This window comes from Rhabdobacter roseus (assembly GCF_014202275.1).
In the GTDB taxonomy this organism is placed as follows: domain Bacteria; phylum Bacteroidota; class Bacteroidia; order Cytophagales; family Spirosomataceae; genus Rhabdobacter; species Rhabdobacter roseus.
Window position 1 is genome coordinate 1,150,971 of the sequence record NZ_JACHGF010000002.1, and the last position, 24,549, is coordinate 1,175,519.

The 24,549-nt window shown below is 55.0% G+C and carries 21 protein-coding genes; 7 read left to right on the forward strand and 14 right to left on the reverse strand.

Features of this window, described 5'->3' with window-relative positions:
• Window positions 1–52 precede the first annotated feature (52 nt).
• The 8 genes from HNQ92_RS09875 to HNQ92_RS09910 all read right to left on the reverse strand — a co-directional run bounded on the left by HNQ92_RS09875 (window position 53) and on the right by HNQ92_RS09910 (window position 8,908).
• Window positions 53–1,597 (reverse strand): sigma 54-interacting transcriptional regulator, encoded by a 1,545-nt coding sequence (locus HNQ92_RS09875; RefSeq protein WP_184173635.1) that lies wholly within the window; start codon window positions 1,595–1,597, stop codon window positions 53–55.
• Between the two features lie 205 nt (window positions 1,598–1,802).
• A complete protein-coding gene (locus HNQ92_RS09880; protein ID WP_184173638.1) occupies window positions 1,803–2,612 on the reverse strand; it encodes an SDR family oxidoreductase in 810 nt (269 codons plus the stop codon).
• Between the two features lie 153 nt (window positions 2,613–2,765).
• Window positions 2,766–4,331, reverse strand: a complete 1,566-nt coding sequence (gene rny, locus HNQ92_RS09885; protein ID WP_184173640.1) for a ribonuclease Y — start codon at window positions 4,329–4,331, stop codon at window positions 2,766–2,768.
• Window positions 4,332–4,436: 105 nt separating this feature from the next.
• A complete protein-coding gene (locus tag HNQ92_RS09890; protein ID WP_184173642.1) occupies window positions 4,437–4,748 on the reverse strand; it encodes a cell division protein ZapA in 312 nt (103 codons plus the stop codon).
• Window positions 4,745–5,089 (reverse strand): hypothetical protein, encoded by a 345-nt coding sequence (locus tag HNQ92_RS09895; RefSeq protein WP_184173644.1) that lies wholly within the window; start codon window positions 5,087–5,089, stop codon window positions 4,745–4,747. The genes HNQ92_RS09890 and HNQ92_RS09895 overlap by 4 nt, the downstream gene beginning before the upstream one ends.
• Window positions 5,090–5,105: 16 nt before the next feature.
• Window positions 5,106–7,520 (reverse strand): phenylalanine--tRNA ligase subunit beta, encoded by a 2,415-nt coding sequence (pheT, locus tag HNQ92_RS09900; RefSeq protein WP_184173646.1) that lies wholly within the window; start codon window positions 7,518–7,520, stop codon window positions 5,106–5,108.
• Between the two features lie 67 nt (window positions 7,521–7,587).
• A complete protein-coding gene (locus HNQ92_RS09905) occupies window positions 7,588–8,202 on the reverse strand; it encodes a DUF1684 domain-containing protein (RefSeq protein WP_246439854.1) in 615 nt (204 codons plus the stop codon).
• Between the two features lie 148 nt (window positions 8,203–8,350).
• Window positions 8,351–8,908: an outer membrane beta-barrel protein gene (locus HNQ92_RS09910; protein WP_184173650.1), complete on the reverse strand. Its 558-nt coding sequence runs from the start codon at window positions 8,906–8,908 to the stop codon at window positions 8,351–8,353.
• 466 nt (window positions 8,909–9,374) lie between these two features.
• On the opposite strand from HNQ92_RS09910, the gene HNQ92_RS09915 reads away from it, so the two are divergent.
• The 4 genes from HNQ92_RS09915 (at window position 9,375) to HNQ92_RS09930 (ending at window position 13,070) form a co-directional block, all read left to right on the forward strand.
• A complete protein-coding gene (locus tag HNQ92_RS09915; protein ID WP_184173652.1) occupies window positions 9,375–9,962 on the forward strand; it encodes a riboflavin synthase in 588 nt (195 codons plus the stop codon).
• A 73-nt stretch (window positions 9,963–10,035) separates the two neighbouring features.
• On the forward strand, window positions 10,036–10,830 hold the full coding sequence (locus tag HNQ92_RS09920) for a PASTA domain-containing protein (RefSeq protein WP_184173654.1): 795 nt from the start codon (window positions 10,036–10,038) through the stop codon (window positions 10,828–10,830).
• Window positions 10,808–12,670 (forward strand): T9SS type A sorting domain-containing protein, encoded by a 1,863-nt coding sequence (locus HNQ92_RS09925; RefSeq protein WP_246439856.1) that lies wholly within the window; start codon window positions 10,808–10,810, stop codon window positions 12,668–12,670. Before HNQ92_RS09920 ends, HNQ92_RS09925 begins: the two co-directional genes overlap by 23 nt.
• 94 nt (window positions 12,671–12,764) lie before the next feature.
• The gene (locus HNQ92_RS09930) at window positions 12,765–13,070 is read left to right on the forward strand and encodes a rhodanese-like domain-containing protein (RefSeq protein WP_184173656.1); all 306 of its coding nucleotides are present in this window, start codon (window positions 12,765–12,767) and stop codon (window positions 13,068–13,070) included.
• 60 nt (window positions 13,071–13,130) lie between these two features.
• Here HNQ92_RS09930 and miaA read toward each other — a convergent pair whose 3' ends face one another.
• From miaA to HNQ92_RS09955, 5 genes are all read right to left on the reverse strand, one after another.
• Window positions 13,131–14,054 carry a tRNA (adenosine(37)-N6)-dimethylallyltransferase MiaA gene (miaA, locus tag HNQ92_RS09935; protein ID WP_184173658.1) on the reverse strand — a complete coding sequence of 308 codons (924 nt, stop codon included), beginning with the start codon at window positions 14,052–14,054 and terminating at the stop codon, window positions 13,131–13,133.
• A gap of 29 nt (window positions 14,055–14,083) precedes the next feature.
• Entirely contained in the window at window positions 14,084–15,658 is a 1,575-nt protein-coding gene (locus HNQ92_RS09940; RefSeq protein ID WP_184173660.1) for an NFACT RNA binding domain-containing protein, read from the reverse strand.
• Window positions 15,659–15,708: 50 nt separating this feature from the next.
• Window positions 15,709–16,257 (reverse strand): DUF4136 domain-containing protein, encoded by a 549-nt coding sequence (locus HNQ92_RS09945; protein WP_184173662.1) that lies wholly within the window; start codon window positions 16,255–16,257, stop codon window positions 15,709–15,711.
• A 90-nt stretch (window positions 16,258–16,347) separates the two neighbouring features.
• On the reverse strand, window positions 16,348–17,109 hold the full coding sequence (locus tag HNQ92_RS09950; RefSeq protein WP_184173664.1) for an MBL fold metallo-hydrolase: 762 nt from the start codon (window positions 17,107–17,109) through the stop codon (window positions 16,348–16,350).
• A gap of 5 nt (window positions 17,110–17,114) precedes the next feature.
• Complete coding sequence (locus HNQ92_RS09955) at window positions 17,115–17,492, reverse strand: response regulator (RefSeq protein WP_184173666.1); 378 nt, start codon at window positions 17,490–17,492, stop codon at window positions 17,115–17,117.
• A 106-nt stretch (window positions 17,493–17,598) separates the two neighbouring features.
• Here HNQ92_RS09955 and HNQ92_RS09960 point away from each other — a divergent pair, with 106 nt between their 5' ends.
• On the forward strand, window positions 17,599–18,213 hold the full coding sequence (locus tag HNQ92_RS09960) for a DUF1684 domain-containing protein (protein WP_184173668.1): 615 nt from the start codon (window positions 17,599–17,601) through the stop codon (window positions 18,211–18,213).
• 19 nt (window positions 18,214–18,232) lie between these two features.
• On the opposite strand, the gene HNQ92_RS09965 is transcribed toward HNQ92_RS09960, so the two are convergent.
• Window positions 18,233–21,853, reverse strand: a complete 3,621-nt coding sequence (locus HNQ92_RS09965) for a PAS domain S-box protein (protein WP_184173670.1) — start codon at window positions 21,851–21,853, stop codon at window positions 18,233–18,235.
• Window positions 21,854–22,145: 292 nt separating this feature from the next.
• Between HNQ92_RS09965 and rsmA the strand changes: the two genes are divergently transcribed.
• Window positions 22,146–22,925 (forward strand): 16S rRNA (adenine(1518)-N(6)/adenine(1519)-N(6))-dimethyltransferase RsmA, encoded by a 780-nt coding sequence (gene rsmA / locus HNQ92_RS09970; RefSeq protein WP_246439859.1) that lies wholly within the window; start codon window positions 22,146–22,148, stop codon window positions 22,923–22,925.
• A gap of 119 nt (window positions 22,926–23,044) precedes the next feature.
• Entirely contained in the window at window positions 23,045–24,397 is a 1,353-nt protein-coding gene (mgtE, locus tag HNQ92_RS09975) for a magnesium transporter (RefSeq protein ID WP_184173674.1), read from the forward strand.
• Window positions 24,398–24,549 lie beyond the last annotated feature (152 nt).

Below are 24,549 nucleotides of genomic sequence, written 5' to 3' on the forward strand. Positions count from 1 at the left end.
AGTTTTTAAAGTAAGAAAGGGATCCTGTTCAGGATCCCTTTCCGTTTATAAACTAGAACAAGTTGGTATCATCATCCTCGTCATCCTCAAAATCAAAGTCTTCGTCGTCGCCCCCCGGACCCGAAAACATACTGCTTACGAGGTCTTTGAAATGCATGCCCTGATCCAGCGACTGCTTGCCAATGAGCGAATACTCGGCCATTCCGTGGAGGGCAAACTCCATCATGAAGAGCTTTTCTTCCCGGCTCAGGCGGGAGGTAAATTCATCCACAAAATCATCCAGTCCTTCGATGGTCTTGAGGCGTGCCTGGTACTCACGGTCTGTCATGTCGCTGAACAGGTCGATCTCGTTGCCACTGCCAAACCACTCCACAATTTTGGCAAAAAAGTTGCGCTTTCCTTTTTTGGCTTTTTCCGGGTCGGGAAAGAAATTGAGGAATTGAGTCCGAATGGCCTTGGCAATCAAGTTTTGTGCCACGATGACGGGTCCTTCCACCTCGCCTTCGTACACGAGCTCCACTTTCCCGCAGATGGCCGGTACCACGCCGTACAGGTCTGATACCCGCACGTAGGTAGACTTCTCGCCGTTTAGCAAGGCGCGTCGTTCGGCGGCACTCACCAAACTCTCGTAGGCCGAAATGGTCATCCGCGCCGAAACGCCACTTTTAGCATCTACGTATTCACTAGCGCGCGCCTCAATGGCCACTTGCTCAATAAGTACCTTGGCCAGGTCATTGACCTTCACCATTCCTTTTTGCTCGGTTTTGATGTGGGCCTCCTGGCCGGTAATTTTCAGTCCGGTTTCCAGCGTTTTGGGGTAGTGGGTCACGATCTGGCTGTCGATCCGGTCTTTGAGGGGCGTCACAATACTACCTCGATTCGTATAATCTTCTGGGTTAGCCGTAAAGATGAACTGAATATCCAGGGGCAAACGAAGCTTAAAGCCCCGGATCTGAATATCACCTTCTTGCAGGATATTAAAGAGAGCTACCTGAATACGTGCTTGTAAATCAGGCAGTTCGTTAATAACAAAAATACCGCGATGCGAACGGGGAATCAGCCCGAAATGGATCACGCGCTCGTCGGAATAGGGAAGCTTGAGGGTAGCGGCTTTGATAGGGTCCACGTCGCCGATCAAGTCAGCGACTGACACGTCGGGCGTAGCCAGCTTCTCGGTATAGCGATCGTCGCGGTGCAGCCAGGCGATGGGCGTCGCATCCCCGTGCTCAGCAATGATATCTTTGGCGTGGCGCGAGAGGGGCTGAAGAGGATCATCGTTCAGGTCAGTCCCCACGAGCGTGGGTATGTACTCATCGAGCAGGTTTACCATCATCCGGGCGATCCGCGTTTTGGCCTGCCCCCTTAATCCCAGCAAGTTAAGATTATGCATGGAGAGGATGGCGCGCTCTACGTCCGGGATTACGGTATCTTCATAGCCCCAGATTCCCGGAAAAACCTCCTCCTTGCGTCTTATTTTCTCAATCAGGTTATCGCGTAGTTCCTGTTTGATGGAGCGAGGGCGATAGCCTGCGGCTTTTAATTCACCAAGCGTAGCTAATTGTAATCGTTGTTGGGTACTTAATTGGGTATAGTTCATGAAATGGTAGTCAAGTAGCGGGTAGTTTCCAATGCACTAACAAGTGCTTATCCAAAATGGTTTTAGAAGGCGTTTGAATTAGTTTCTTTGAGCTGCAACTTTGTCTTTCCGGCTGCAACTTCGGCACTTTTTCAGCCCGTAGCCTCCGGCTATGCGCTAAAAAAATGCCTCGTTTCGCTATCATATTAATACTTCAAATACCTTCTTAGACCTTATAAAACTTCATAAGAATGTATTCGAAGAGACGGTCGGGAAGAAAAACTTTGAGCCAAACGGAAAATTTCTGCAGAAAGGGCCCCACGGTATAATGCAGTCTTGGGCGGGGCTTTTCCATAATTCGAGCAATCAGCTTGGCTACAATAATGGGGTCCGAGGCATTGGCTACTTCGTGGTTAATTTGGCTCTGAATGCGCTCGAAGGTAGTTTGGTACACGGAGTTAGGTACCAGGGGCACCACCAGCCGGTTCGTGTTGATGGGCGTGGCGATATCACCGGGCAGTACACTGCAAACGCGTATGTTTTGTGCCTTCAATTCCATACTCAGCGCCTCCGTCAGCACTTTTACGGCGGCCTTGCTGGCACTGTAGATCCCACGGTAGGGTAAGCCCATCGCTCCGGCAATAGAGCTCACGTTGATAATCATCCCTCCTTCGTGGTGGCGCAGGTAGGGCAATGCCTGTCGACATACCCGAAGTACCCCTAAAAAGTTAGTCTGAAGTACCCTTTCGATCAAGGTATCCGGCGTTTCTTCCAGCGGACCAACGATGCCCAGCCCGGCGTTGTTGACCACTACATCCAGGCGCTGGGCTTTTTCCCAAACGCTGGACATCGCTTGCCGAACCGACGTTTCGTCCGTCACATCCATAGCGACCCACTCAAAGCTATACTGACCCGACGGCCGACTCCGACTGGCTCCAAATACTCTATACCCTTTCTCTGCTAAGTATGTGGCAGCGCTCCGGCCTATTCCCGAAGAAGCACCGGTGATAAGAACTACTCTGGATTCCAATGGCATTGGTTTTAACAAATCAGGGCGCACATGTGTGTAGGTTTGCTAGTAGCACGAAGCCGCCAATCGCCTGGCTTTGCTGTCCCTCCCTTCAACTCCCTTACTATAAAAATGGCCTGCCTACTACGGCAGGCCATAGTACTTGTAATACCACCAATGCTATCGGGCATAGGCTACAGCCCTCATCTCACGAATCACCGTGATCTTGATCTGTCCTGGATATTGCATTTCTTTTTCAATCTTCTGGGAAATTTCGAACGATAACATGCCCGCTTTTTCGTCGGTGACGTTCTCAGCATCTACGATAACCCGGAGCTCGCGCCCCGCCTGAATGGCATAGCACTTTTCCACGCCATCAAACGAAGTAGCCATGTTTTCGAGGTCGCGCAAACGCTGGATGTACGACTCCATCATTTCGCGCCGTGCGCCCGGACGGGAGCCGGAGATGGCATCACACACCTGGATAATCGGCGAGAGAATACTGGTCATCTCGATTTCGTCGTGGTGAGCTCCGATGGCGTTGCAAACTTCCGGATTTTCCTTGTATTTTTTGGCCAGTTCCATGCCCAGAATAGCGTGCGGCAGGTCCGACTCCTCCGGCCATACTTTACCAATATCGTGCAGTAGGCCGGCGCGTTTGGCCAGTTTGGCGTTAAGCCCCAGCTCGGCAGCCATGGTAGCACAAAGCTTGGCTACTTCGCGGGAGTGTTGCAGGAGATTCTGCCCGTAGGAAGACCGGAAGCGCATCCGACCGATCATCTTCACCAGCTCAGGGTGCAACCCGTGTACCCCCAGATCGATGACGGTACGTTCACCAATTTCCACGATTTCGTCTTCGATGTTTTTGCGGGTTTTGGCCACTACCTCTTCAATGCGGGCCGGGTGAATACGCCCATCCTGCACCAGGCGGTGCAGCGAAAGACGGGCTATCTCGCGACGAACCGGGTCGAAACCGGAAATAACGATGGCTTCGGGCGTATCATCCACAATGATTTCGACGCCCGTAGCCGCTTCCAGGGCTCGGATGTTGCGCCCTTCGCGGCCAATGATTTTCCCTTTGATGTCGTCGTTTTCGATGTTGAAAACCGACACGCAGTTTTCGATGGCGTGTTCGGCCGCGGTACGTTGGATGGTCTCAATCACGATCTTCTTAGCCTCTTTGGTGGCCGTCAGTCGTGCTTCTTCCATGGCGCTTTTCACGTAAGAGCCCGCTTTGGAGTCGGCCTCGGCTTTTAAAGCATCTACCAGTTGGTCACGGGCCTGGTCGGCGGTCAGGTTGGCGATTTTTTCCAGCTGCGCTACTTGCTGCTGGAGCATCTTTTCGGCTTCTTCCCGGCGCTTTACCGCTACCTCGGTCTGCTGGGCCAAGTTGGTTTTAAGCTGCTCAAGCTCGGTTTCCCGGCGCTTGTTTTGCTCCATCATCTGCGAAAGATGCTGCTCTCGTTGCTTGAGTTTCTGCTCGTTGGTCTGAAGGATATTCCGCTTTTTGTTGGCGTCCTCTTCAAATTCCGTTTTTAAACGCAGGTACTTCTCTTTAGCTTCCAGAATGCGGTCTTTCTTGATGTTCTCGGCCGACAGCTCGGCATTTCGGATCAGCTCCGCCGCCCGTTCCTGGGCTTCCTGCTCCTTCTGCTTGAAGGATTGCCGGAAAATGTACTTCCCGGCAAGAATACCGACCCCCAAAGCCAGAAGGTCTGATATTAATAAAACTAAAAAGTCTGGCATGTTGCTCCTGTTTACGAATAGTTGGGTTTAAAACCGCTGAACCTATTCAGGTCTACACTGCCGAACTGCTGCTATACAAAAGACTGAGTAATGAGAGAGATAGATTTATTTACCGAGTGCCCGCGTAACCGACGAATCCATGTGATCCACCCGTTCTTCCAGGGCTGCGATTAGGCTTTCCAGTTGTTCCTGGGCTTTTTGCAAAGCGACTAAACACTCGATCGAAGTAAGCGCTATCGCTTCGAGGTCATCGTAGTGGCCTCCTTCTTTTTTATGAATTGCTACTCGTTTCATGAATACCTCATAACCATCCCGGTAGTATGTTTCATGATCGGCAGGGACGCTCAATCGGAAGCCCCTGTCCAGCAACTTGATAAAAACTGTTGCGTCCGGTTTTGATCTATCGTTACCTGTCATAAGGTTTCTTCGAGCATTTCTATGCACTTATCTATCTCTTGAATATATCGCTCAACCGATTCTTTCAGTTCGGACAATCCGCCTGTTGGTGTCAGCTTGTTAGTGACAATCTTAGCGAAATTTTGGGATTTATTAAAGTCTTTTTGCAAAGAACTGTATTTTTTCTTGGTTTCCTTCAACTCTTCCTTTAACAAAGCAGTAGTACTTCGTAATTCGGCATTTTCGCGCTGAAGCTCCGAAATGGACCACTTAAGCTGTTGCCTGGCAAAGATGAGCATCTGCATCTTGTCTTCTAGTGTCGCCAGTTTTTTAGCAATTCCTTTCGGGAGGGTAGTTTCCATGCGATGCGGAATAACGTTATTTGCGGATTACGGCCCCTAGTTCTCGCTCAAAAGCGGCCATCAGGCGCTGCATGGTTTTGTCAATGACCTTGTCGGTGAGCGTCTGCTGGTCGTCCTGCAAAGTAAAACTTAACGCGTAGGCCTTTTTGCCCAATAAATTTTCTCCTTCGTACACGTCGAAGGCATTTACTTTACGGAGTAGCTGCTTTTCGGTGCGCTCAGCAAGTTGGCGGAGTTGCTCAAAGCTAACCGTTTTTTCCAGTACCAGCGACAAATCCCGCCGTACTTCGGGGAAGCGAGGTACCTCGCGGTACTCCACTACGGCGCTGTATTGTTTTAGGAGGTAATCCCAGTCGAAGTCGGCGTAGAAGACGGGCACCTTCACCTCAGCCAGGCGGGCCAGCTGCGGATCGACCAGCCCCAGGCTCACCAGCGGCTTCCGATTGAGCGTGTGCGTGAGCCCGTACTGAAAGAGCGAGCGGTCGGCTTCGGTAGTTTCGGTACTTTTTACCCGCAGGGCCGCCAATAGCTGCGTTACGGAACTCGCCAGGTCATGAAACTGTACCTCGCGGGCTTTCTCGATCCAGGTTTCGGGCCGCACGTGGCCGGTGATCAGCAGACTCAGGTGGTTTTTCTCTACGTACTTTCCATTTACTTTATGGTAGGTTTTGCCAAATTCGAAGAGCTTCAGGTCGCGCTGCTTGCGGTTGAGGTTGTAGGCTACGGTTTCAAGGCCCGAAAGCAGCATCGTCTGGCGCATCACCGACAGCTCTTCGCTCAGGTAGTTCAATATCCGTACTTCTTCTCCGAGCAGGCTCTCACGAAGTGTCTCCTGCGCAATGGGCTTGGTGAGAGAATTGGTAATAATTTCCTGAAAGCCGTTGGCCGCCAGCAACTCCGTGGCGCGGAGCCGGAGCTTGTCGGGATCGTTGACGGGGAAGTCGGAGATGTAGTCCGAGCTGAGGGCTTCGGATAGCTCCAGGTTATCAAAACCATAAATGCGCAGGATTTCTTCCACCACGTCGGCTTCGCGCTGCACGTCTACTCGGTAGGGAGGTACTACGGCCGTAAAGCCGCCTTCGTGTACGGCTTCGACCCGAATGTCCAGGCTCTCCAGAATACGCTGGATTAAGGCCCGATCAAGTACCTTCCCGATGAGGCGATCTACGTTTCGGTACTTGACGGGTACTTGGAAATCAGCGATGGGACTGGGATACACATCAAGTACCTCGGACGAGACTTGCCCTCCGGCCACTTCCTGAATGAGCAGCGCTGCGCGCTGGAGCGCGTAGAGCGGCAGGTTCGGGTCCGTGCCGCGCTCGAAGCGGAAAGAAGCGTCGGTCTTGAGGCCGTGGTGTTGGGCCGTACGCCGCACCCAGGCGGGCGAGAAGTAGGCCGATTCCAGAAAAATGGCCGTCGTAGCTTCCGTCACGCCCGACTTCGCGCCCCCAAACACGCCCGCAAGGCACATGGGTTCTTCGGCGTTGCAGATCATGAGATCCGTAGCCAGCAGCTTGCGCTCCTGGCCGTCGAGGGTCGTAAACAAAGTACCTTCCGGCAGCGTCTTCACCACCACCTGGTTGCCCTTGACCTGGCTCGCATCGAAGGCGTGCAAGGGCTGGCCCAACTCGTGGCATACGTAGTTGGTGGCATCTACCACGTTGTTGACCGGCCGGACGCCGATGGCCGTCAGACGGGCTTTCAGCCAGGCGGGTGAGTCTTCTACCCGCAGGCCCGTGAGGGTTACGCCCGCGTAACGGGGGCAGGCCTCGGTATTATCCACCCGTATCTCGATGGGTAGTTGGTGATTATCCACCCGGAAAGTAGCCACGGCGGGTAGTTGAATGCGTTTGCCCAGCACGGCTTTGAGGTCACGGGCTACGCCGTAGTGCGAGGCCGCATCGGCGCGGTTGGGGGTCAGTCCAATTTCAATAGTATAGTCGGAAGACATCCCCAGGTACTCGGCGGCGGGCGTTCCGTTCGGCAAGTTGGTGTTCAATACCAGAATACCCGCGTGCGAAGTACCTAGCCCTAGCTCGTCTTCGGCGCAGATCATCCCCTCCGACAGCGCCCCCCGGATCTTGGCTTTCTTCATCACCAGCGGCTGCTCGCTGCCGGTAGGGTACAGCGTGGTACCTAGCGTGGCCACCAGTACTTTTTGGCCCGCGGCTACGTTGGGTGCCCCGCACACGATCGAAAGCGGCGCTTCTTGCCCCACGTCTACGGTAGTGAGCCGCAGGCGGTCGGCGTCGGGATGAGGCTCGCAGCTAAGTACCTCCCCTACCACTACACCGCGTAGTCCACCCTTCACCGTTTCTACTTCTTCAATTCCTTCCACTTCCAGGCCCGTGGCGGTAAGCCAGCGTCCCAGTTCGTCGGGCGTTTCGGTGAGTTCAATCAAATCATTAAGCCACTTATAGGAAATCTTCATGCGGGTAAGTCTTCAATAAAATTCAGGAACTTTGTTTTTCAAAAACTCGAATCAAGCCCCAAAAGTACTATTTTTCTGCTTGATATTTTTCACCCGCCCGAATCGCTACCCGCAGGGTGTTTTCAGCCGGGGGAAGTGGGCACGCAAAGGACGGATTGTACGCGCAGTAGGGATTGTAGGCTTCGTTGAAATCCAGCACCAGCGAATCACTACCTACCTCGGCGGTCGTAAAATCCAGGTAGCGCCCGCCGCCGTAGGTCTCGGAGCCGCTGGTAGCATCGCGGAAAAATACCGAAACGGTTCCCTCATTTTTGAGCAAAAGAAGGCGTTGTGGCTCATTATCAAGGAAGAAATCGGCGTAGAATAGCCGCTCGAAGGTCTCGACGGTGCCGTCGGTGTAGGTAATTTTCAGTTCCTTGTCCTCCGCCGTGTAGGGTACCAGCGCGGCCCGAACGCGGTAGCTCAGATCGGGCTCAAAGTAGCTCAGGCCCTTGAAGGTACCTTTATCCGTAATGGGCGAATCGTTGGAATGGTGAAACAGTTCGTCTTTCTCTTCCCGATCGCGCCGGAGCTGCCGGGCGTATTCCTCGGGCGAGAGCGTCTGCTCGGCTTTCTTTCCGTCCGTCTTGGTATCGGATGAGAACGTCTCAACAAAAAAGTAGGCGAGTATCGCTATGAGCATCGCCACCGTACTCCACCGAATTATTTTATTTTTAAACATGCGAATCGTTGCATTTTTTGGCAAAAATCCGATGTTCCGCTTTCCCGAACAAGCAAAAGCCTAAAAAGCTAAGTAAGTGTCCCGGATCAATCGCGTTTCGTACTGCGTACTACCAGTAGAGGGCAATCCCTAGGCGAAGGGTCGTGGCGGAGCGGTCGCGGTCGAACCTACCGTGGTTCAGGAAACGGTAGTGCGCCTCGGCTTCCAGGGCTATCTGAGGCCCCACAAAGTAGGCCAGTCCCGCCCCGGCGGCGGCCTGCCACCCATCATCGCCCCGGAAGCGTACCAAGTCGCCGGTTCCATCCAGTCCGTGGCCCCGGTTCCAGCCGTACCCCGCCAGGATCGTGGCGTAAGGCTTAAGTTTTGCGTTGCCGATGTAGTAGCGCGCCTGGCCGTAGGCACTTGTCGCATGGCTTTTTAACGTGGTATTTCCCCTGTAGCGACTCTCTCGCTGGTCGAGCGAAAGCTGCGCTCCCAGGGCCAGGTTACGGGCCACAAAGTACCCCAGCTGCGGAGCCAACTGAACTTGAGAAAGGCGATTGAGTCCGTCTTTTTGGAATGAGCCATTCCCCGACAACCCCACCAGCCAGGTACCTTGGTCGGTCTGGGCGTAGGTAGTGAGGGAAATCAGGAAGCAAAGAATGAACAAGGTGCAGGGCTTTTTCATGGGATTGAATCGTTTGGTTTGGATACATAAAAAATAGAAATACCGGCGGCAAGCACGACGAAGGGTACTTTAGGAACAAGTTAAAAAAAGATACTTCCCCAGGAAGGGGTGAGCGATTTCCGGGGAAGTGGAGCGGAGCAGGGCCATTAGGTTGAATAGTGTGGAAATAGTCATAGCTAATACGGTAGGTGAGGTATTCAGCGGTGAAGATAAATAAAGCATAACCAGCTAGCAAGCAGGAATAAGGGACAGCGCCATAATTTAACATAGCCTTAAAATACCGTTCGCCAAAGTACCTTATACCGCTTGGGTCCGCGTACGAAAACGGGAGTTGCCTCGCCCAAATTTTCTGGTTTCCCCATTTAGCCCGTACTTTGGGGCAGTGCTAGAAACAGGTACCTGGCAAGTACCTGTTGGGTACGATCATTCGTTTTTTTCAAGACCTCTTTATTCTTCTCCTGAATTTATGTTTACGGGCATTATCGAAAATCTGGCGACGGTCGTGGGCCGCACCGCCGAAGGGACCAATATTACGTTTACGCTACGCTCTAGCCTGGCCCCGGAGCTGAAGGTAGATCAGAGCGTGAGCCACAACGGCGTTTGCCTCACGGTGACGGCCATCGAAGGCGACACCTACACCGTTACGGCCGTGGACGAAACCCTGCAAAAAACCAACCTTGGCCAGCTCCAGACCGGCAGCCTGGTAAATCTGGAGCGCTGTATGCCCGCCAGCGGGCGCTTCGACGGGCACATTGTGCAGGGACACGTGGATCAGGTAGGTACCTGCAGCCAGGTGCAGGAGGTGGACGGCAGTTGGCTGTATGACTTCAGCTACGATTCCAGCCTGGGCAACATCACCGTAGAAAAGGGCTCGATCTGCATCAACGGTGTGAGCCTGACGGTTTTTAACTCCCAGCCCGACGCCTTTCGGGTCGCGATTATCCCCTACACCCACGAGCACACCAACTTTCATCAGCTCCGGGCGGGTGATCGCGTCAATCTTGAATTTGATATTTTGGGCAAATACATCCAACGGATTCTGAAAGGCTACTGACAAGAAGATGTTGGCGGGGTGAAATATTCGCGCTATTTTTACCGTTCAGAAACGAAAAGTTTACCGTAAGCCCATGGCTCAAATAAGTACCAAGTCCCGCAAGGACCTATTCATTCATATTGGCATCATCCTCGCGCTGATCACCCTCCTGTTCCTTGGCTTTTTCTTTGTCTACCTCCCCTTCACCACCAACCACGGGGAGTCCATTACGGTACCTGACCTGCGCAAAATGAACGCGGAAGAACTGGACGACTTCCTCGACAGCCGCGACCTGCAGTACGAGGTCATTGACTGCACCTTCGTGGCCAACATTCCCCCCCTGACGGTCATTTCGCAAAACCCGCAGCCCAACTCCAAGGTGAAGCAGGGACGAAAAATATACATCGGGGTCGTTTCGCGCACGGCGCCGCTGATCAAAATGCCCAAACTCACCGACCTGACTTACCGCAGCGCCCAAATGCTCATGAAAAGCATGGGCCTCGAAATAGGTACCTTACGCTACGTGCCTGACCTGGCCCAGAACTCGGTCCTGAAGCAGCTGTACAACGGCAAAGAAATTTTGCCCGGCCAGCCAATCGCCAAAGGCTCCAAGATTGACCTGGAAGTAGGCAATGGCCTGGGCAATACGACCTTCAGCGCCCCCAGCCTGATCGGAATGCCGCTCGATGAGGCCAAATTCCAGATCGACGGGGCGGGGCTCAAAACGGGGCAGGTGATCATTGTCGACGAGGAAGGCAAGGAGCCTGGTACGGTGGTACGACAAAATCCCGAAGCAGGCAATAAAACCCGGATTGGTGACGTAATTGACCTGTGGGTAGTGCGCCCGAACGAAGAGCCCGACGCGAATGATGAATCTCAACAGTTTTAGTTTTTTGAGGAAAAAAGTACTGGTAGGGTTCGTCTTGGCGCTGGCCTACCTGGGCTCAATAGCCAGTGCTCAGGCGCAGCTCGAGCTGGTGCCGCTAGGTACCTTGCCGCCTCCAACCGGCCCGGTTCAGGCAGCTCGTACGAAGGCGCTGACGCTTCCCTTTTTCGACGATTTTTCTACCTCCCCGCTTCGCCCCGACGCCAGCCTTTGGGAGCCGGGCAGTGGGGTGTACATCAATAACACCCTTACCACGACCCACCCTTCCATCAACATCGCTACTTTCGACGGACTGAACGCCCAAGGTACCCCTTACAACCTGGGGAGTGAACTCGCCCAGGGCGACACCGATACGCTTACTTCGCAGCCCATCAACCTGGGTGGGTTAACGGCCGCCGACTCGGTGTACCTGAGCTTTTACTGGCAGGCCCGAGGCCTGGGCGAACTACCCGACGGGGCCGATACCTTCCGGCTCGAATTCCTGAATCAGGCCGGGACGTGGATCACGGTGTGGCGCCAGGGCGGGGCCGAGTTTGACTCGCTTTTTCAGCAAACCTTCGTACCCATCCGCGAAGCGGCCTACCTACACGCCAACTTCCGCTTTCGGTTCCGGTCGTACGGCCGGCAGTCGGGCTCTTTCGATACCTGGCACCTCGACTACCTCTACCTTAATAAGGGCCGCTCGGCCCAAGACCGCTTCATCAAAGACGTAGCCGTGCGGCAGCCGCTCTCGCCGCTGTTTAGGCGCTACACGGCCCTGCCGCTAAAACAGTACCGCCTGCAACCCCAGGCGGAAATGGCCGACTCCGTCCGGACCGACATCAATAATTTGTTCAATACCTTCAATTTTACCTCCTTCTCGTTCAGCATTCAGAACGCGCAAACGGGGCAGGTACTTCAGCGCTACGAAGATCCGCTTTCGGTATTTATCGGAGCGGGCGAAACCCAGTCCAAGGCCGCCCGGGTTGGTCCGCTCAACGTTCCGGCAGGTACTTCGAGCCTTCGGTTAAAGTACACCTTTGACCTACTGACCACCGACGACCAAAACCCTTCCCTACCGACCGTCAACCTCCGCCGCAACGATACCATCAGCGCCTACACGGAGCTCTCCGACTACTACGCCTACGACGACGGCTCGGCCGAGTACGGCGTGCGCATGAACCAGCGGCTGGGACGTACCCTGGTGCGCTTCATTGGAAATGAACCCGATACGCTGGGCGGCGTCCGGATGGCCCTGGTCCCTTTTCGCACTGATCTTACCGGCCAGAATGTGACCATCCAGGTGTACAGCAACGCCAACGGCCACCCCGACCGGGTACTGCACCAGCAGTCGGTGCCGATCCGGTACGGTACGCGCCGCAACGAGTTCATCGACTATCCTTTTACGCAAGGCGTGGCCGTGACGGACACGTTTTACGTAGGCTGGCTGCAAATCGGGGAAGGCGCGCTGGTGGTGGGTTTCGACCGAAATTCTACGCTGGGTACTTCGCAGCTTTTCACCAATCTCTCGCAGGAGTGGGTGGGTAATACCGAGCTGCAAGGTGCCGTCATGATTCGCCCCTACGTGGGTGGCCGGGCCAGCGAGGTGGTGACGGGCCCGGAACCTACCCTACCGCTTGAGGTGCAGGTGTATCCCAATCCGTCGGACGGGTACCTGCGCTGGGACAACGACCAGATCCGGCAGATTGACGTGTATTCGCTGAAAGGTACCTTGCTTCGTAACCTCAGAACTACTCCCGGCATTCGCGAAGCGTACCTCGACAACCTCCCGGCGGGCATGTACCTACTGCGGCTCTCGGACGGTCGGCGTACCGTTACGCAGAAATGGGTACTTGTGAAATAGAATTGGCCCTAAACGAACTTTTAGCGCTGAAAACCTATTTTTGTGTTTAGTTAGGATAAAGCCCGATTTCATTTCCTTTTAAAGTACATACGCAATGGATATTACGGTACAAGAATTAAAAGAGCGCCTCGACAACGGCGAAGATTTTGTCTTCATCGACGTGCGGGAAGAGCACGAGTACGAAGCCGACAACCTGGGCGCACGGCTCATTCCCCTGGGCGACCTACCCGACCACCTCGACGAGCTGGAATCTCTGAAAGACGAAGAGATAGTGATCCATTGCCGCTCGGGGGCCCGCAGCGGCAATGCTCAGAAGTACCTGCAAGCCAACGGCTTCACGAACGTACGGAATGTACTTGGCGGCATCCTGGCCTACCGGGAGCTGGAAGACGAAGCATAACGTTTGTTAGTTATTATTCAAGCCTTCCAAGGTACTTTTCATAAGGTACCTTGGAAGGCTTTAGTATAGGTCAAAGTACCCCAAGGTACTTTCCCGAATGTAGCCAAGTACCCCGGCGTAGTCGTCGGCCCCAAACCACCGGAAACTACCCTGGTGCCTAAACCAGGTGAGCTGCCGCTTGGCGTAGCGGCGGGAGTTTTGCTTGAGGAGCCGCGTCATTTCGTGGTAGTCGTAGTCGCCGTCCAGGTACCCAAATACTTCTTTGTAACCCACCGTTTGCAGGGCGTGCTGCTGGCGGTAAGCCGTCAGGCCGCGTACTTCCTCCACCAGCCCCTCGGCCAGCATGGCATCCATCCGCTGCTCGATCCGCCCGTAGAGCTCCGGCCGCTCGCGCTCCAGCGCTACCAGTACCGTCCGGAATGGCCGCGCCGTTTTTTTGTTTTCCTGAAACGAAGAAAGTGGCCGCCCCGTGGTGTAAAATACCTCTAGCGCCCGCACCACCCGCTGCGGATTATGTACCTCAGCCGTGGCCGCAAAATCCGGATCGAGCCGATGTACCTCGGCTTGCAGTTCCTCCAGCCCTTCTTCGCGCAGGCGGTGAGTTAGCTCCTCGCGCAGGCCTGGCAGCGGCTGGGGCAGGTCATCGAGCCCTTCACACACCGCCTTGATGTACAGGCCCGAACCGCCCGTCAAAAGTACCACGTCTTTCTCGACAAAGAGCTGATCAAGTAATGCCAGGGCGTCGCGCTCAAAGTCACCGGCGCTGTAGGCCTCGGCCACGGAATGCGTATTGATGAAATGATGGGGTACCTGGGCCAGCTCGGCGGGCGTAGGCTTGGCCGTACCGATGTTGAGCTCCCGGAAAAACTGCCGCGAGTCGGCGGAAATAATGTCGGTACGGAGCTCCTGGGCCAGTCGCAGGCACAGGCTCGTTTTGCCCACGGCCGTGGGGCCCGCTATCACGATGAGGTACTTTTCAGCCACGGCAGGTACTTTGCTTGTTTTTCAAATTTTTATTCTCCTTTCGGCTCCACCAGCACCACCTCTTCCTTATCCACCACAACGGCCCCCTCGGGTAGTCCTTTGGGCTTTCGCACAAATTTCTTAGGCGTTACGATCACCGGGCACAGGCTGTCCGTGCGGCGCTTGGAGTACCAGGCGGCCATTTGGGCGGCCCGCTCCACCACCGGAGACGGGAACTTCTTGCCGGCCTGGTACTTGATCACCACGTGCGAGCCGGACACGTCACGGGCGTGCAGCCAGAGGTCTTCTTTGTAGGCATACTGGCGCGTGAGGAGGTCGTTGTTGCGGGCGTTGCGGCCTACCAGAATGGTGTACCCCAGGTAATCCACTTTGCGGAACAATTCCCCCTGATCCACCACCACGCTACTTTGTTTCAGCGCATTTTTTTTGATATACGCCCGTAGCTCCCGCAACTGTCCGATGCCCTCAATGGCCGCTACGTGCGCCCGGAGTACGTTTAGCTCCTGCTCCCGCATGCCGATGCCCTCCTCCATTTTTTCTACTTCAATCTTCTCGTTTTTGGCTTTGCGGTAGTACATCTCCGCATTTTTTTGGGGCGAGAGTTCTTTTTTTAGCTTAATCAGGATGGGCTGGTCGCGGTAAAAATCGTAGAGCTCCACGCGCTCGGCCCGCTCGGGTACCTGGTGCAGGTTGGCCATCAGGATGTGTCCCATCTGCTCGTTGCGACCACCCTCTTCCAGTTCCATCAGCTTGCGCAGGTTATTCTCCAGGTAGTTTTCGGTTTGCTGGATGCGCTTGCGAAGCAGCCGAAGTACCTCCCCCTTTTCCTTTTCCAGGTTGCCCAGCCGCGCGTAGGCGTAGTAGAAGCGCGTAACGGCCTCCATCGGGTCCGTAAACGGCTCCCGGATCTCCCCCAGCGGCAGCAGCGAAAGTACCGGCTGGTAGTCGATCATGGACAGGTAGTAGGTGGCGGGCTGTTCGAGCGTCTGCACTACGTCCTGGATAATGGCCCAGCGCTCGGCAGCGTCGGATTGATCAGCCAGCTTTTCCCGAAGGTACGTATTAACTAATTTCCCAAAAGTAGGAAACAGCGCTTCGTGCCGCCCGTTGGCGCGCAGGTAGGCCTCATAAGTTTGGTCCAACGGCCGTGACAACTCCTCGATCCGAAGGTATTGATCGCCCAGTAATTTATTATTGAAAAGGTTGACGGTACGTCCGGTGGTATCAAAATGAACGATGTTGGAGCGATTCCCGAAGAGCTTAAAAACCAGCGTCTCGCCACTTTCGAGCCCGATGCCCAGCGCGCGTTCGTTTTCGTAAGCAAGTACCTGCGTCACGGCCTGGTCGTAGAGGTCAGTAAAGAGGTCCACGCTGTTGCGCCGGGCGCGCTCAAACTGATCGGGGAAACAAAGGCAGGCAAAGTCGGCCCGGAGGGTGGCTTTGAGGAAGAACGGTTTGTAAAAATTGATCTTCCCGCGCGCTTCGGCAAATACCAGGATGATTTCGTCCTTATCCTGGCTGAAGGCCTCCATGAAGCGTTTGCCCCCGATGGCCTCGTGGAGGCGGGGGGCCAGCTGGCGCAGGAAGTAATGATTCTGATGCACGAAGAAAGGTCATTGATTGGAGAGCAAAGGTAGGAAATTGCCCGCGCCCGTCACCGCACCTCTTTCAGAAGTTCATGCACGGCCTGATCGATGACCGCCTCCCGCCGCCGTTCGTTGCTGGGAATACTGCCTTCGGCGGCACCGTGCCACACCATGTGGTTTTGCCGGGCATCGACCAGCTCCAGCGAGAGGGTACCTTCGCGGTAGCGGCCCACTTCTACCTCCTGGCTTCGCCACGAGTACCGCCGTTGCCCCATGTAACGCGGGATGCCGTCGGTACGGAAGTCGGTCTGGCGGGTTTGGATTTCTTCATTGACCACAATCCCGATGTTCACCCTCAGCGCCGGATCGTTGGACTGCGTCAGGCCCCGGCCTTCCAGCTCCCGGATGATGGCCAGCTTGATGGCCCCCACGTTGCGCAGGAATCGGCCCGGTGTGGTATCGCCCGAGGCTTCAATTTCGTAAAATCCAAACGTGGGGTAGTCTGAGAGGCGGAAGTCTTCGGATTTCTCAGCCTGAAGTACCTTTATGCGGGGACTGCACGAGGTAACGGCCAGGAAACTAAGCAAGGCTAAAAGGGACAAAAGGGTACTTTTCATGGTTGACGAGATTTTTGCGGAGATAGGCAAAAAAGTGTACCACTTGCATCCTGGGGAGAGAAAGTACCTAGGAAGGTACCTGGAGGTACCTTACAGCTCGATGCGGAGCCCGTCGTAAGCCAGCCGGACGTTGGGCGGCAGCTCGGCCTCTACGGCACCGTGCAGACCAATTTTATGGCTCATGTGGGTGAGGTAAGTCATGGGGGCGTTGAGCCGGTCGGCCAGCTCGGCCGCCTGGGCCAGGGTAAAATGCGAGATGTGCGCCTCCCGTTGCAGGGCATTCAGGACCAGCACGCGGGTACCTTCAATTTTTTTTAGCTCCTGCTCGGTGATGTAGTTGGCGTCGGTGATGTAGGTAAAATCGCCCACCCGAAAGCCAAAAACGGGTAGCTGGTGGTGCATCACTTCGATAGGCGTAAAAAGTACCCCTTCGATCAGGAAAGGTTGGTTGTCGATGGTGTGCAGCTGGAGGCGGGGAATGCCGGGGTAGCGTTTTTCGGCAAAAGCGTAGGCAAATTCAGTACGTACCTGGTTAAGTACCTCCTGCCGTCCGAAAAGCGGCATGTCTTTTTGCTGTAGGAAATTAAAAGCCCGCACGTCGTCCAGCCCGGCGGTGTGGTCTTTGTGCTGGTGGGTAAAAAGGACGGCGTCCAGCTGCCGAACCCGCGCCCGCAGCATTTGCTGGCGAAAATCGGGGCCGGTGTCAATCACAAACGACTTGCCGTTCACTTCCACCCAGACCGACGACCGCAGGCGCTTGTTGCGGTAGTCGAGCGAGCGGCAAACGGCACAGTCGCAGGCGATAACGGGTACCCCCTGCGACGTGCCGGTTCCTAAAAAAGTAACATTCATGGACGCTATTCCGTCAGTTTTGCCACCACTTCCACCAGGCGATCAAAGTTGAGGGGTTTCATGAGTGCATCCGTGAAGCCTGCTTCCTTGAAATCTTCGTCCGAGTAGTTTTTGGCGTTTCCGGTAATGGCCACGATGGGCGTCTGGGCCTTCTTAGGATCACTGAGGGCTCTGATGCTCCGGGCACACTCCATGCCATCCATGACGGGCATGTTGATGTCAAGCAGAATAATATCAAAGTCTTCTTTTTCGAGCAGTTGAAGTACTTGTTCTCCGTTCTTTACGGCCGTAATTTCGTAATTCTGGAACTCGAGGATTTTACGAGCTAAGTTCTGAATGACCGAGCTGTCTTCGGCTATCAATACGTGTTTCGTATAGGACATAGGGGCCTTGGTCGGGTTAAAAGGTTATTTTTGCCAGGTGAATTTAGGTATATTTCGATCAAGAACGCAAATAAGTACCGCCAGTACCTCGAAAATCACTAAAAAAATGAGAATCTTACTCTTTGTCTCTTCTTTGGGCTTCCTCCTGCTGGCGCTCACAGGTACCTGTCCAGCTCAGGATTTTGGGCAGCAAATCCGCTCACACCGAGAGACGTACCGGCAAGAATTCCTTGCTTCGGCCAGCTCGCCCCTTAAAAAGAAGGATCTGAAGTACCTGCGCTTCTACGAACCGGACGAAACCTACCGGCTGGAAGGTACTTTTGTCCGGACGCCCGAAAGCGAACCCTTCGACATGCCTACCTATAGCGGGCAAAAACAGCCTTACGTCCAGTACGGCGAGGTACTTTTCGAGCTCCGGGGCGAGCGCTGCCGCCTGGCCGTATACCAGAGCCTGAACCTGCGCACCAACCTCCAGTACCGCGACTACCTTTTTATTCCTTTCAAAGATCCTACCAACGGAAAGGATTCGTACGGCGGTGGAAGGTACCTGGATTTTCGCACCGGCGACATTCACGAAAATCGCCTCACGCTCGACTTCAACAAAGCCTACAATCCCTACTGCGCGTATAGCGACAACTACAGCTGCCCCATCCCACCCGCCGAGAATCACCTCAAGGTACCTATCGAGGCCGGTGAAAAAAACTTCGGCAAAGCCCACTGAAGCGGGGGTACTTTGGTACTTACAGCCAGGCGTCCAGCTTTTGCGGGTAGATTTCCAGAAAAATAGCATAGGCCGCTTCCAACTGCGGCAGGGCCTCGGCCAGGGTGCTGGTGTCGTTGTGTTTTAGGCGGCCTTCCGCTTCGCGGGCAATGTCCGCCACCTGCATCACGCCCACCGTACCGGCACTGCCCTTGAGCGTGTGCAGGTGACTCTTCACGGTGGCGATGTCGTTGTTGGCAAAGGCCTCCAGCGCTTCCCGGATTAGTTCGTCCGACTCGGTCACGAAGTCTTCGTACACCGACCGCACCAGCTCCGCGCCACCGATGCCTTTCAGCTGGTCCACAATGTCCCGATCCAGCACGGGCGAGGTACTTTCAGGTACCTGCGGCGAGGGTACCTGAGGCACCTGATGCTGCTCGTAAGTAGTAGCCAGGATCTCCTTCACCTTGGCGATGAGGTGCTGCGCCCGGATGGGCTTGGCCACGTAGTCATCCATACCCTGGCTGATAAACCGGTCGCGGTCTTCCTTCATGGAGTAGGCCGTCATGGCCACGATGGGCGGCAGCTGCTCTCCGAACCGCCGACGGAGCTCCGCCGTGGTTTCGACGCCGTCCATGTCGGGCATTTGTATATCCATAAAGATGATGTCGTAGTTTTGCCGCTCGTCGGACCCAAGTACCTCTTCTACTTTTTCCAGGGCCTCAAATCCACTCTTGGCTACGGTTACTTCACATCCGGCCTTTTTCAGGATTTCGCTGGCGACCTTGCGGTTCACGGCATTGTCATCCACCAGTAATATGCAGGGATGGTAGGTAGTGAAGGTATTGGCAATGAGGGAGTCTTCCTCCTGCTCGCTCATGGAAGGCGGCGGCGTGGTCGTTTCCTGGGTTTCGAAGGTAAACCAAAAGGTACTTCCCTGGCCCACGCGCGATTCTACCCCAATGTCGCCGTTCATGAGCCGACCTAGCTGTTTGGAAATAGACAAGCCTAAACCCGTGCCGCTGAACGACTTCCGCGAGGAGTTATCGACCTGGGTAAAGGACGTAAAGAGCATTTCCTGATCCTCTTCTGAAATCCCGATCCCGGAGTCGTGTACGTCTACTTTGATCATGCGGAAAGGCCCGCGCTTGTTGAGCAGGGATACCTCCAGGTGCACGGAGCCATTTTCGGTAAACTTCAGGGCGTTGGAGGTGAGGTTGGAGAGAATCTGCAGGAGTCGCGTCTGGTCGGCTACGATGTAGCGGGGCAGGTCGTCGGCCAGGTGGTAAGTCAGCGTATTGCCTTTGTTGCGGGCGGTTTGGGCAAAGAGCGACACCAGCTTCTCGAGGAGCTCCCGCAGCGAAAGCGGGGCCTCGTGCAGTACCATCTTGCCCGCCTCAATCTTGGACAAATCCAGGATGTCGTTCAGGATGTGCAGGAGCGTCTCGGAGGAGCGCTTGATCGTCAGGACGTAGTCGCGCTGCTCGTCGTTGAGCTGGGTATTAAACATCAGGTCGATCATCCCGATCACGCCGTTCATGGGTGTCCGGATCTCGTGGCTCATGTTGGCCAGGAAGCCCTCCTTTACTTTGAGGGAGCGCTCAGCCTGCTCTTTGGCTTTGAGCAGCTCCTGCTCGTTGTGCTTGAGCTCCGTAATGTCGCGGGCCAGCACGGCCACTTCCATGGGCTTGCCCTTTTCGTCGGTAAACATCAGCATGTTGAACATAAACTGCCGCTCACTACCGTCTTTGATGCGCATACTTACCTCAAAGTTCCGCAGGCTTTTGTCCCGGCGCAGCCGGATCAGCGCCGCGTGGATGCGCGCTCGGTCGAAGAGAAAGTCCGTGACCGGCCGGCCCAGTACTTCACTGGGCGTATAGCCGGTACGCTTGAATACCGACGGGCTGATCATCGTGATCCGGCCCTGGCGGTCTACGCGGCAGTAAATATCCTGGAGGTTTTCGAAGATACCCCTAAATACCTCCTCACTTTGCCGCAGCGCTATTTCGGCCTGTTTACGGCGGGTAATGTCGCGCGCAATGCCCGACACCTCCTCGATGACGCCACCGGTGAGCAGGATGGGGTTCAGGTAAAACTCCAGCCACATTTCAATACCTTCCCGCGTGTCGATCTTGATCTCGAAGTACTGCGCTTCGCCCCGGAAAGCCTGTCGGTACCGGTTTTCGAGCAGGCGGCGGTTCTGCGAATCCATCATACGCCAGCCCAGCTTTTCGGTACTTACGTACAGCGCCGGGGGCGTTTTGAGCTGCATCTGGATGAGGTCTGAGTAGTTGCGGTTGAAGGAAGTCAGCTGCAAACTCTTGTTGACCGACCAGATCAGGTGGGAGCTGCTGTCGAAGATCGCGTTCAGCCGGGCGGCGTACTTGCTGAGCTCTTCCTCGTTCTGCTTCCGGGCAATGGCCAACGCCACCTGGCCGGAGATAAATTCGAGCAGCTCCAGGTCACGGGCGTCGAATGTCTTGGAGTTATCGTACGACTTCACCCCGATGATCCCCGTCACGCGGTCGCCGATGCGCAGCGGTACGCACAGGAGTACTTTGGGCGTTTCGCCGTAGAGGTACAGGCTGTTGGTTTGGGCCAGCTCTTCAATGTCTTTTTCGTACAAGAACAACGGGCGGTTGGAGGCAATGGCGTACTCGGTAAGGCCGTTGCCCAGGCGGCGCTTGGTAAAGCGAAGGTTGCCCTGAAAGTACTCATCCACGTAGTACGGAAAGTACAGGTAGCTTTTGTTCTGGTCGTAGAGGGCAATGAAAAAATTCTTGACGTCGATGATCTTGCCCAGCTCCTGGTGGATGTTGTGGTACAGATCGTCGAGGTTTTGGGTACTGATGGTCCAGTTGGCAATGCTGTAATACAAGCTCTGCGCCTTTTCGGCCCGGATTTTTTCCGTAAAATCGTGCAGGATACACCGGAAGGCCGTGGGCTTGCTCTGGTCAAACCGGCAATTGACGCTCCCCGTCAGGAAGATCCGCCGTCCCGCGCGGCTCAGGAACACTGTCTCAAAGTCGGGCATGGGCTGCCCGGCCTGGATGCGTTCGAGCTGGGCAAAGGTACTTTCCTTGAACTGCGGGTCCAGGATGTCCGAGATCGTCATGGACGCAATCTCCTCCAGCCCGTAGCCAAGTACTTCGCGCCAGGCCCGGTTCACAAAGATAAATTTCCCTTCCAGCGTAATGAGCTGAATAAGGTCACTGGTGTTATCGACAAGGTCCTGAAGCTGGGAGTTGGATTTGGAAAGGGCCGTTTCCATGCGCAGGCGGCGCGTGATGTCCTCGCCCACCAGCGTGAGGGAGCTCAGGGTGCCGTCGTCCTCGCGCTGCATCAAAACGGTATTGATGGAAAGCGTCCGGACGGAGCCATCCTTGGCCAACAGCGGCATTTCCCGGCGCTCAAGTTTTATTCTCCCCCGAATCCCCTCTTCTAAAGTATCCTGTACCTCTTCCTGCTCGTCGGTCGGCACGAGCGTTTCTACCAGGCTTTTGCCTACTACGTCTTCGGCGGTCCAGCCCGTTTTGCGCAGCATGAAGGGGCTTACGGCCCGCACCCTCAGCGCCGGGTCCAGTGTGAGGCCGATGAGGTTCAGCGAGTCGAGAGAAGTATGAATCAGCTGCCACTGGGGCAGCGAAGGGATGGTTTCCATAGGTAGGTAGCGAAATCAGCGCAACGGACGCTTTCTAATTCTTTAAGAAGCGGTTTGAGTTATTCATTTAATGGCGAAACGAAGGCTTTTCGAGCGAAACGAGGTACTTTTTGGACGGGGGGCGCCCTCGACCGTAGCCGTAGCTACGGAACGGAAAAGTAACGAGGTTGTAGCCGAAAAGACAACGTTGCAGCTTAAAGAAACTAACTCAGACAGCTTCCAATGGATAAATCTACGAATTTAGCCGTAATTTTAGCCTTTGTTTTACGATTACCAAACGAAGAGAAAACTTTTGAAAGTACGCGCAAAAAAGCACCTGGGGCAGCACTTCCTGCGGGACCTCCGCTCGGCCGAGCGCATTGTGGACAGCCTGACGGGCCACCGCCAGTACGGGCAGGTACTTGAAATTGGTCCCGGCATGGGGGTACTTACCCAGTACCTGCTCGAAAAGCCGGACTTCACTACCTACGTTATTGAGATTGACACCGAGTCCGTGGCCTACCTCCAGACGCACTACCCCGCGCTGGCGCCCCGCATCATCGAGGCCGATTTTTTGCGCTGGCCAGTGGCCGAGGTACTTGAGTCGCCCTTTGCCATCATTGGTAATTTTCCGTACAACATTTCCTCCCAGATCTTTTTCAGGGTACTTGAGCTTCGCGCCCAGGTACCCGAGGTAGTTTGTATGCTGCAAAAGGAGGTAGCCCGCCGCATCGCCTCACCGCCCGGCAGCAAGGAATACGGCATCTTGAGCGTGCTGTTGCAGGCCTACTACGACATCGACTACCTGTTTACGGTACCTCCGGGGGCTTTCGACCCGCCGCCCAAGGTACAGTCTGGGATCATCCGGCTGCGGCGCAACGGTACTTCACAGCTAGCCTGCGAGGAGCCGCTTTTTTTTAGGGTGGTCAAAACGGCTTTCAACCAGCGCCGCAAAACGCTCCGCAACGCCCTCAAGCCCCTGGGTGAAGTACCTGAGCACGCGCTGCTGGACAAACGGGCCGAACAACTGGGCGTAGCCGACTTTGTGATTCTCACGAACCTGATTGCCTCGGCCCGGCCCGTTCTGGATTAACTCACAATCCGTACCTTTGCCCCTAGATACCCCATTCGTCCGACGGGTCGCCCGGATGCCCGTTTTTTTGAATAAAAAAACGGCTCCGCCCCCAAAGACCGACTAACTGTGCGCTGATCATGACGTTTGAGCTAACCAAAGAATTTGTCGAGCATATCAAGGAGCTGGTACAACAGGAAAATGCGCCTGCCATCCGTACCGAGCTGAAAGAACTTTTTCCGGAGGATATTACGAGTATCCTCTACGAATTGGAGACAGAACAGGCCCGCTTCGTCGTCAACCAGCTCGACACCAAACTGGGCGCCAAGATCCTGGCCGATCTGGACCCCAACGAACGGCGCGACTTTCTGAAAGAATTTACCTCGGAGGAAATTTCCCGTTACGTGAATATCCTGGACTCCGATGACGCCGTGGATTTGCTCAACGAGCAGCCTATCCGCGTGCGGGAGGAGGTCATTGCGCTGCTGGAAGACCGCGAACAGGCACGGTTTATCCTGGATCTGTTGCACTACGACGAGGACGTGGCCGGGGGTTTGATGCAGAAAGAGCTCGTGAAGGCGAACGTCAACTGGACCGTAAACCAGTGCATCGAGGAGCTACGCAAGCAAGCCGAAGACGTGGAGAAGGTCTACGCGGTGTACGTAGTCGATGATCACGACCGGTTGCTGGGGCTGCTGTCTTTGAAAAAAATTGTTCTGGCGCACAAAAATACCAAGATTGAGAGCCTCTACGACTCGGACATGCACTACGTAGAAACCTACCGCCCCGCCGAGGAAGTGGCCGAGCTCATGCAGCGCTATGACCTGGACGCGCTACCCGTCGTGAACGTGCAGGGACGGCTGCTGGGGCGCATCACCATTGACGACATCGTGGATGTCATCACCGAGCAGGCCAGCTCCGATACGCTGGCGATGGCCGGGATCACGGGCGACGTGGAAGAAGACGATACCGTCTGGGAACAAACCCGCGCCCGCCTACCCTGGTTGCTGGTGGGCATGATGGGGGGCATTTTGGCGGCCAAATTCATCAGTTTTTTTGAAGACGATCTGATCATCGTACCCGCGATGGCGGCCTTTATCCCCATCATCGGCTCCACGGGCGGCAACGTGGGCATCCAGACCTCCTCCATCATTTTGCAGAGCCTGGCCGACAAGTCGGGCCTGGACGCGGGCGTTTGGCAGCGGCTGCTGCGGATGTTTGCGGTGGCTTTCATCAACGGACTGATCATCAGCAGCATTGTCTTTGGCTTCAACCTCCTCATTGGCAACGAAGTGCAGCTGGCCGTGGTGGTGTCGTCCGCGCTGATTTCGGTTATTTTTCTGGCTTCCTTTATGGGTACCGTTACCCCGCTGCTGCTGGACAAGCTGGGCATCAATCCGGCGGTTGCTTCCGGTCCTTTTATTACCACGGCCAATGACCTGATCGGTTACGGCGTGTATTTTGGCCTCGCACATTTGTTATTGGATTTATAAACTTCCTATTTTATGCCCGAGGTACTTAGGTACGCAAAGGGTACTTTATAAAATCAAATTAATTCTTCCAAAAGTACCCCTGGCACGTTTTTTATAGCTGCTCTTGTTACCCCTGGTAGTTGCCTTTGCGCGGCCAGGCGTAGAAGCTAGCC

Excerpts from the sequence above, each read along its gene's own strand:
- HNQ92_RS09930 (WP_184173656.1), top strand. The coding sequence starts at position 12,765 with ATGGATATTACGGTACAAGAATTAAAAGAGCGCCTCGACAACGGCGAA.
- HNQ92_RS09965 (WP_184173670.1), bottom strand. The coding sequence starts at position 21,853 with ATGGAAACCATCCCTTCGCTGCCCCAGTGGCAGCTGATTCATACTTCT.
- HNQ92_RS09945 (WP_184173662.1), bottom strand. The coding sequence starts at position 16,257 with ATGAAAAGTACCCTTTTGTCCCTTTTAGCCTTGCTTAGTTTCCTGGCC.
- HNQ92_RS09905 (WP_246439854.1), bottom strand. The coding sequence starts at position 8,202 with ATGCTCATAGCGATACTCGCCTACTTTTTTGTTGAGACGTTCTCATCC.
- HNQ92_RS09915 (WP_184173652.1), top strand. The coding sequence starts at position 9,375 with ATGTTTACGGGCATTATCGAAAATCTGGCGACGGTCGTGGGCCGCACC.
- HNQ92_RS09890 (WP_184173642.1), bottom strand. The coding sequence starts at position 4,748 with ATGACAGGTAACGATAGATCAAAACCGGACGCAACAGTTTTTATCAAG.
- HNQ92_RS09920 (WP_184173654.1), top strand. The coding sequence starts at position 10,036 with ATGGCTCAAATAAGTACCAAGTCCCGCAAGGACCTATTCATTCATATT.
- HNQ92_RS09950 (WP_184173664.1), bottom strand. The coding sequence starts at position 17,109 with ATGAATGTTACTTTTTTAGGAACCGGCACGTCGCAGGGGGTACCCGTT.
- HNQ92_RS09955 (WP_184173666.1), bottom strand. The coding sequence starts at position 17,492 with ATGTCCTATACGAAACACGTATTGATAGCCGAAGACAGCTCGGTCATT.
- rny (WP_184173640.1), bottom strand. The coding sequence starts at position 4,331 with ATGCCAGACTTTTTAGTTTTATTAATATCAGACCTTCTGGCTTTGGGG.
- mgtE (WP_184173674.1), top strand. The coding sequence starts at position 23,045 with ATGACGTTTGAGCTAACCAAAGAATTTGTCGAGCATATCAAGGAGCTG.
- HNQ92_RS09925 (WP_246439856.1), top strand. The coding sequence starts at position 10,808 with ATGATGAATCTCAACAGTTTTAGTTTTTTGAGGAAAAAAGTACTGGTA.
- HNQ92_RS09895 (WP_184173644.1), bottom strand. The coding sequence starts at position 5,089 with ATGGAAACTACCCTCCCGAAAGGAATTGCTAAAAAACTGGCGACACTA.
- HNQ92_RS09880 (WP_184173638.1), bottom strand. The coding sequence starts at position 2,612 with ATGCCATTGGAATCCAGAGTAGTTCTTATCACCGGTGCTTCTTCGGGA.
- pheT (WP_184173646.1), bottom strand. The coding sequence starts at position 7,520 with ATGAAGATTTCCTATAAGTGGCTTAATGATTTGATTGAACTCACCGAA.
- HNQ92_RS09960 (WP_184173668.1), top strand. The coding sequence starts at position 17,599 with ATGAGAATCTTACTCTTTGTCTCTTCTTTGGGCTTCCTCCTGCTGGCG.
- HNQ92_RS09910 (WP_184173650.1), bottom strand. The coding sequence starts at position 8,908 with ATGAAAAAGCCCTGCACCTTGTTCATTCTTTGCTTCCTGATTTCCCTC.
- HNQ92_RS09875 (WP_184173635.1), bottom strand. The coding sequence starts at position 1,597 with ATGAACTATACCCAATTAAGTACCCAACAACGATTACAATTAGCTACG.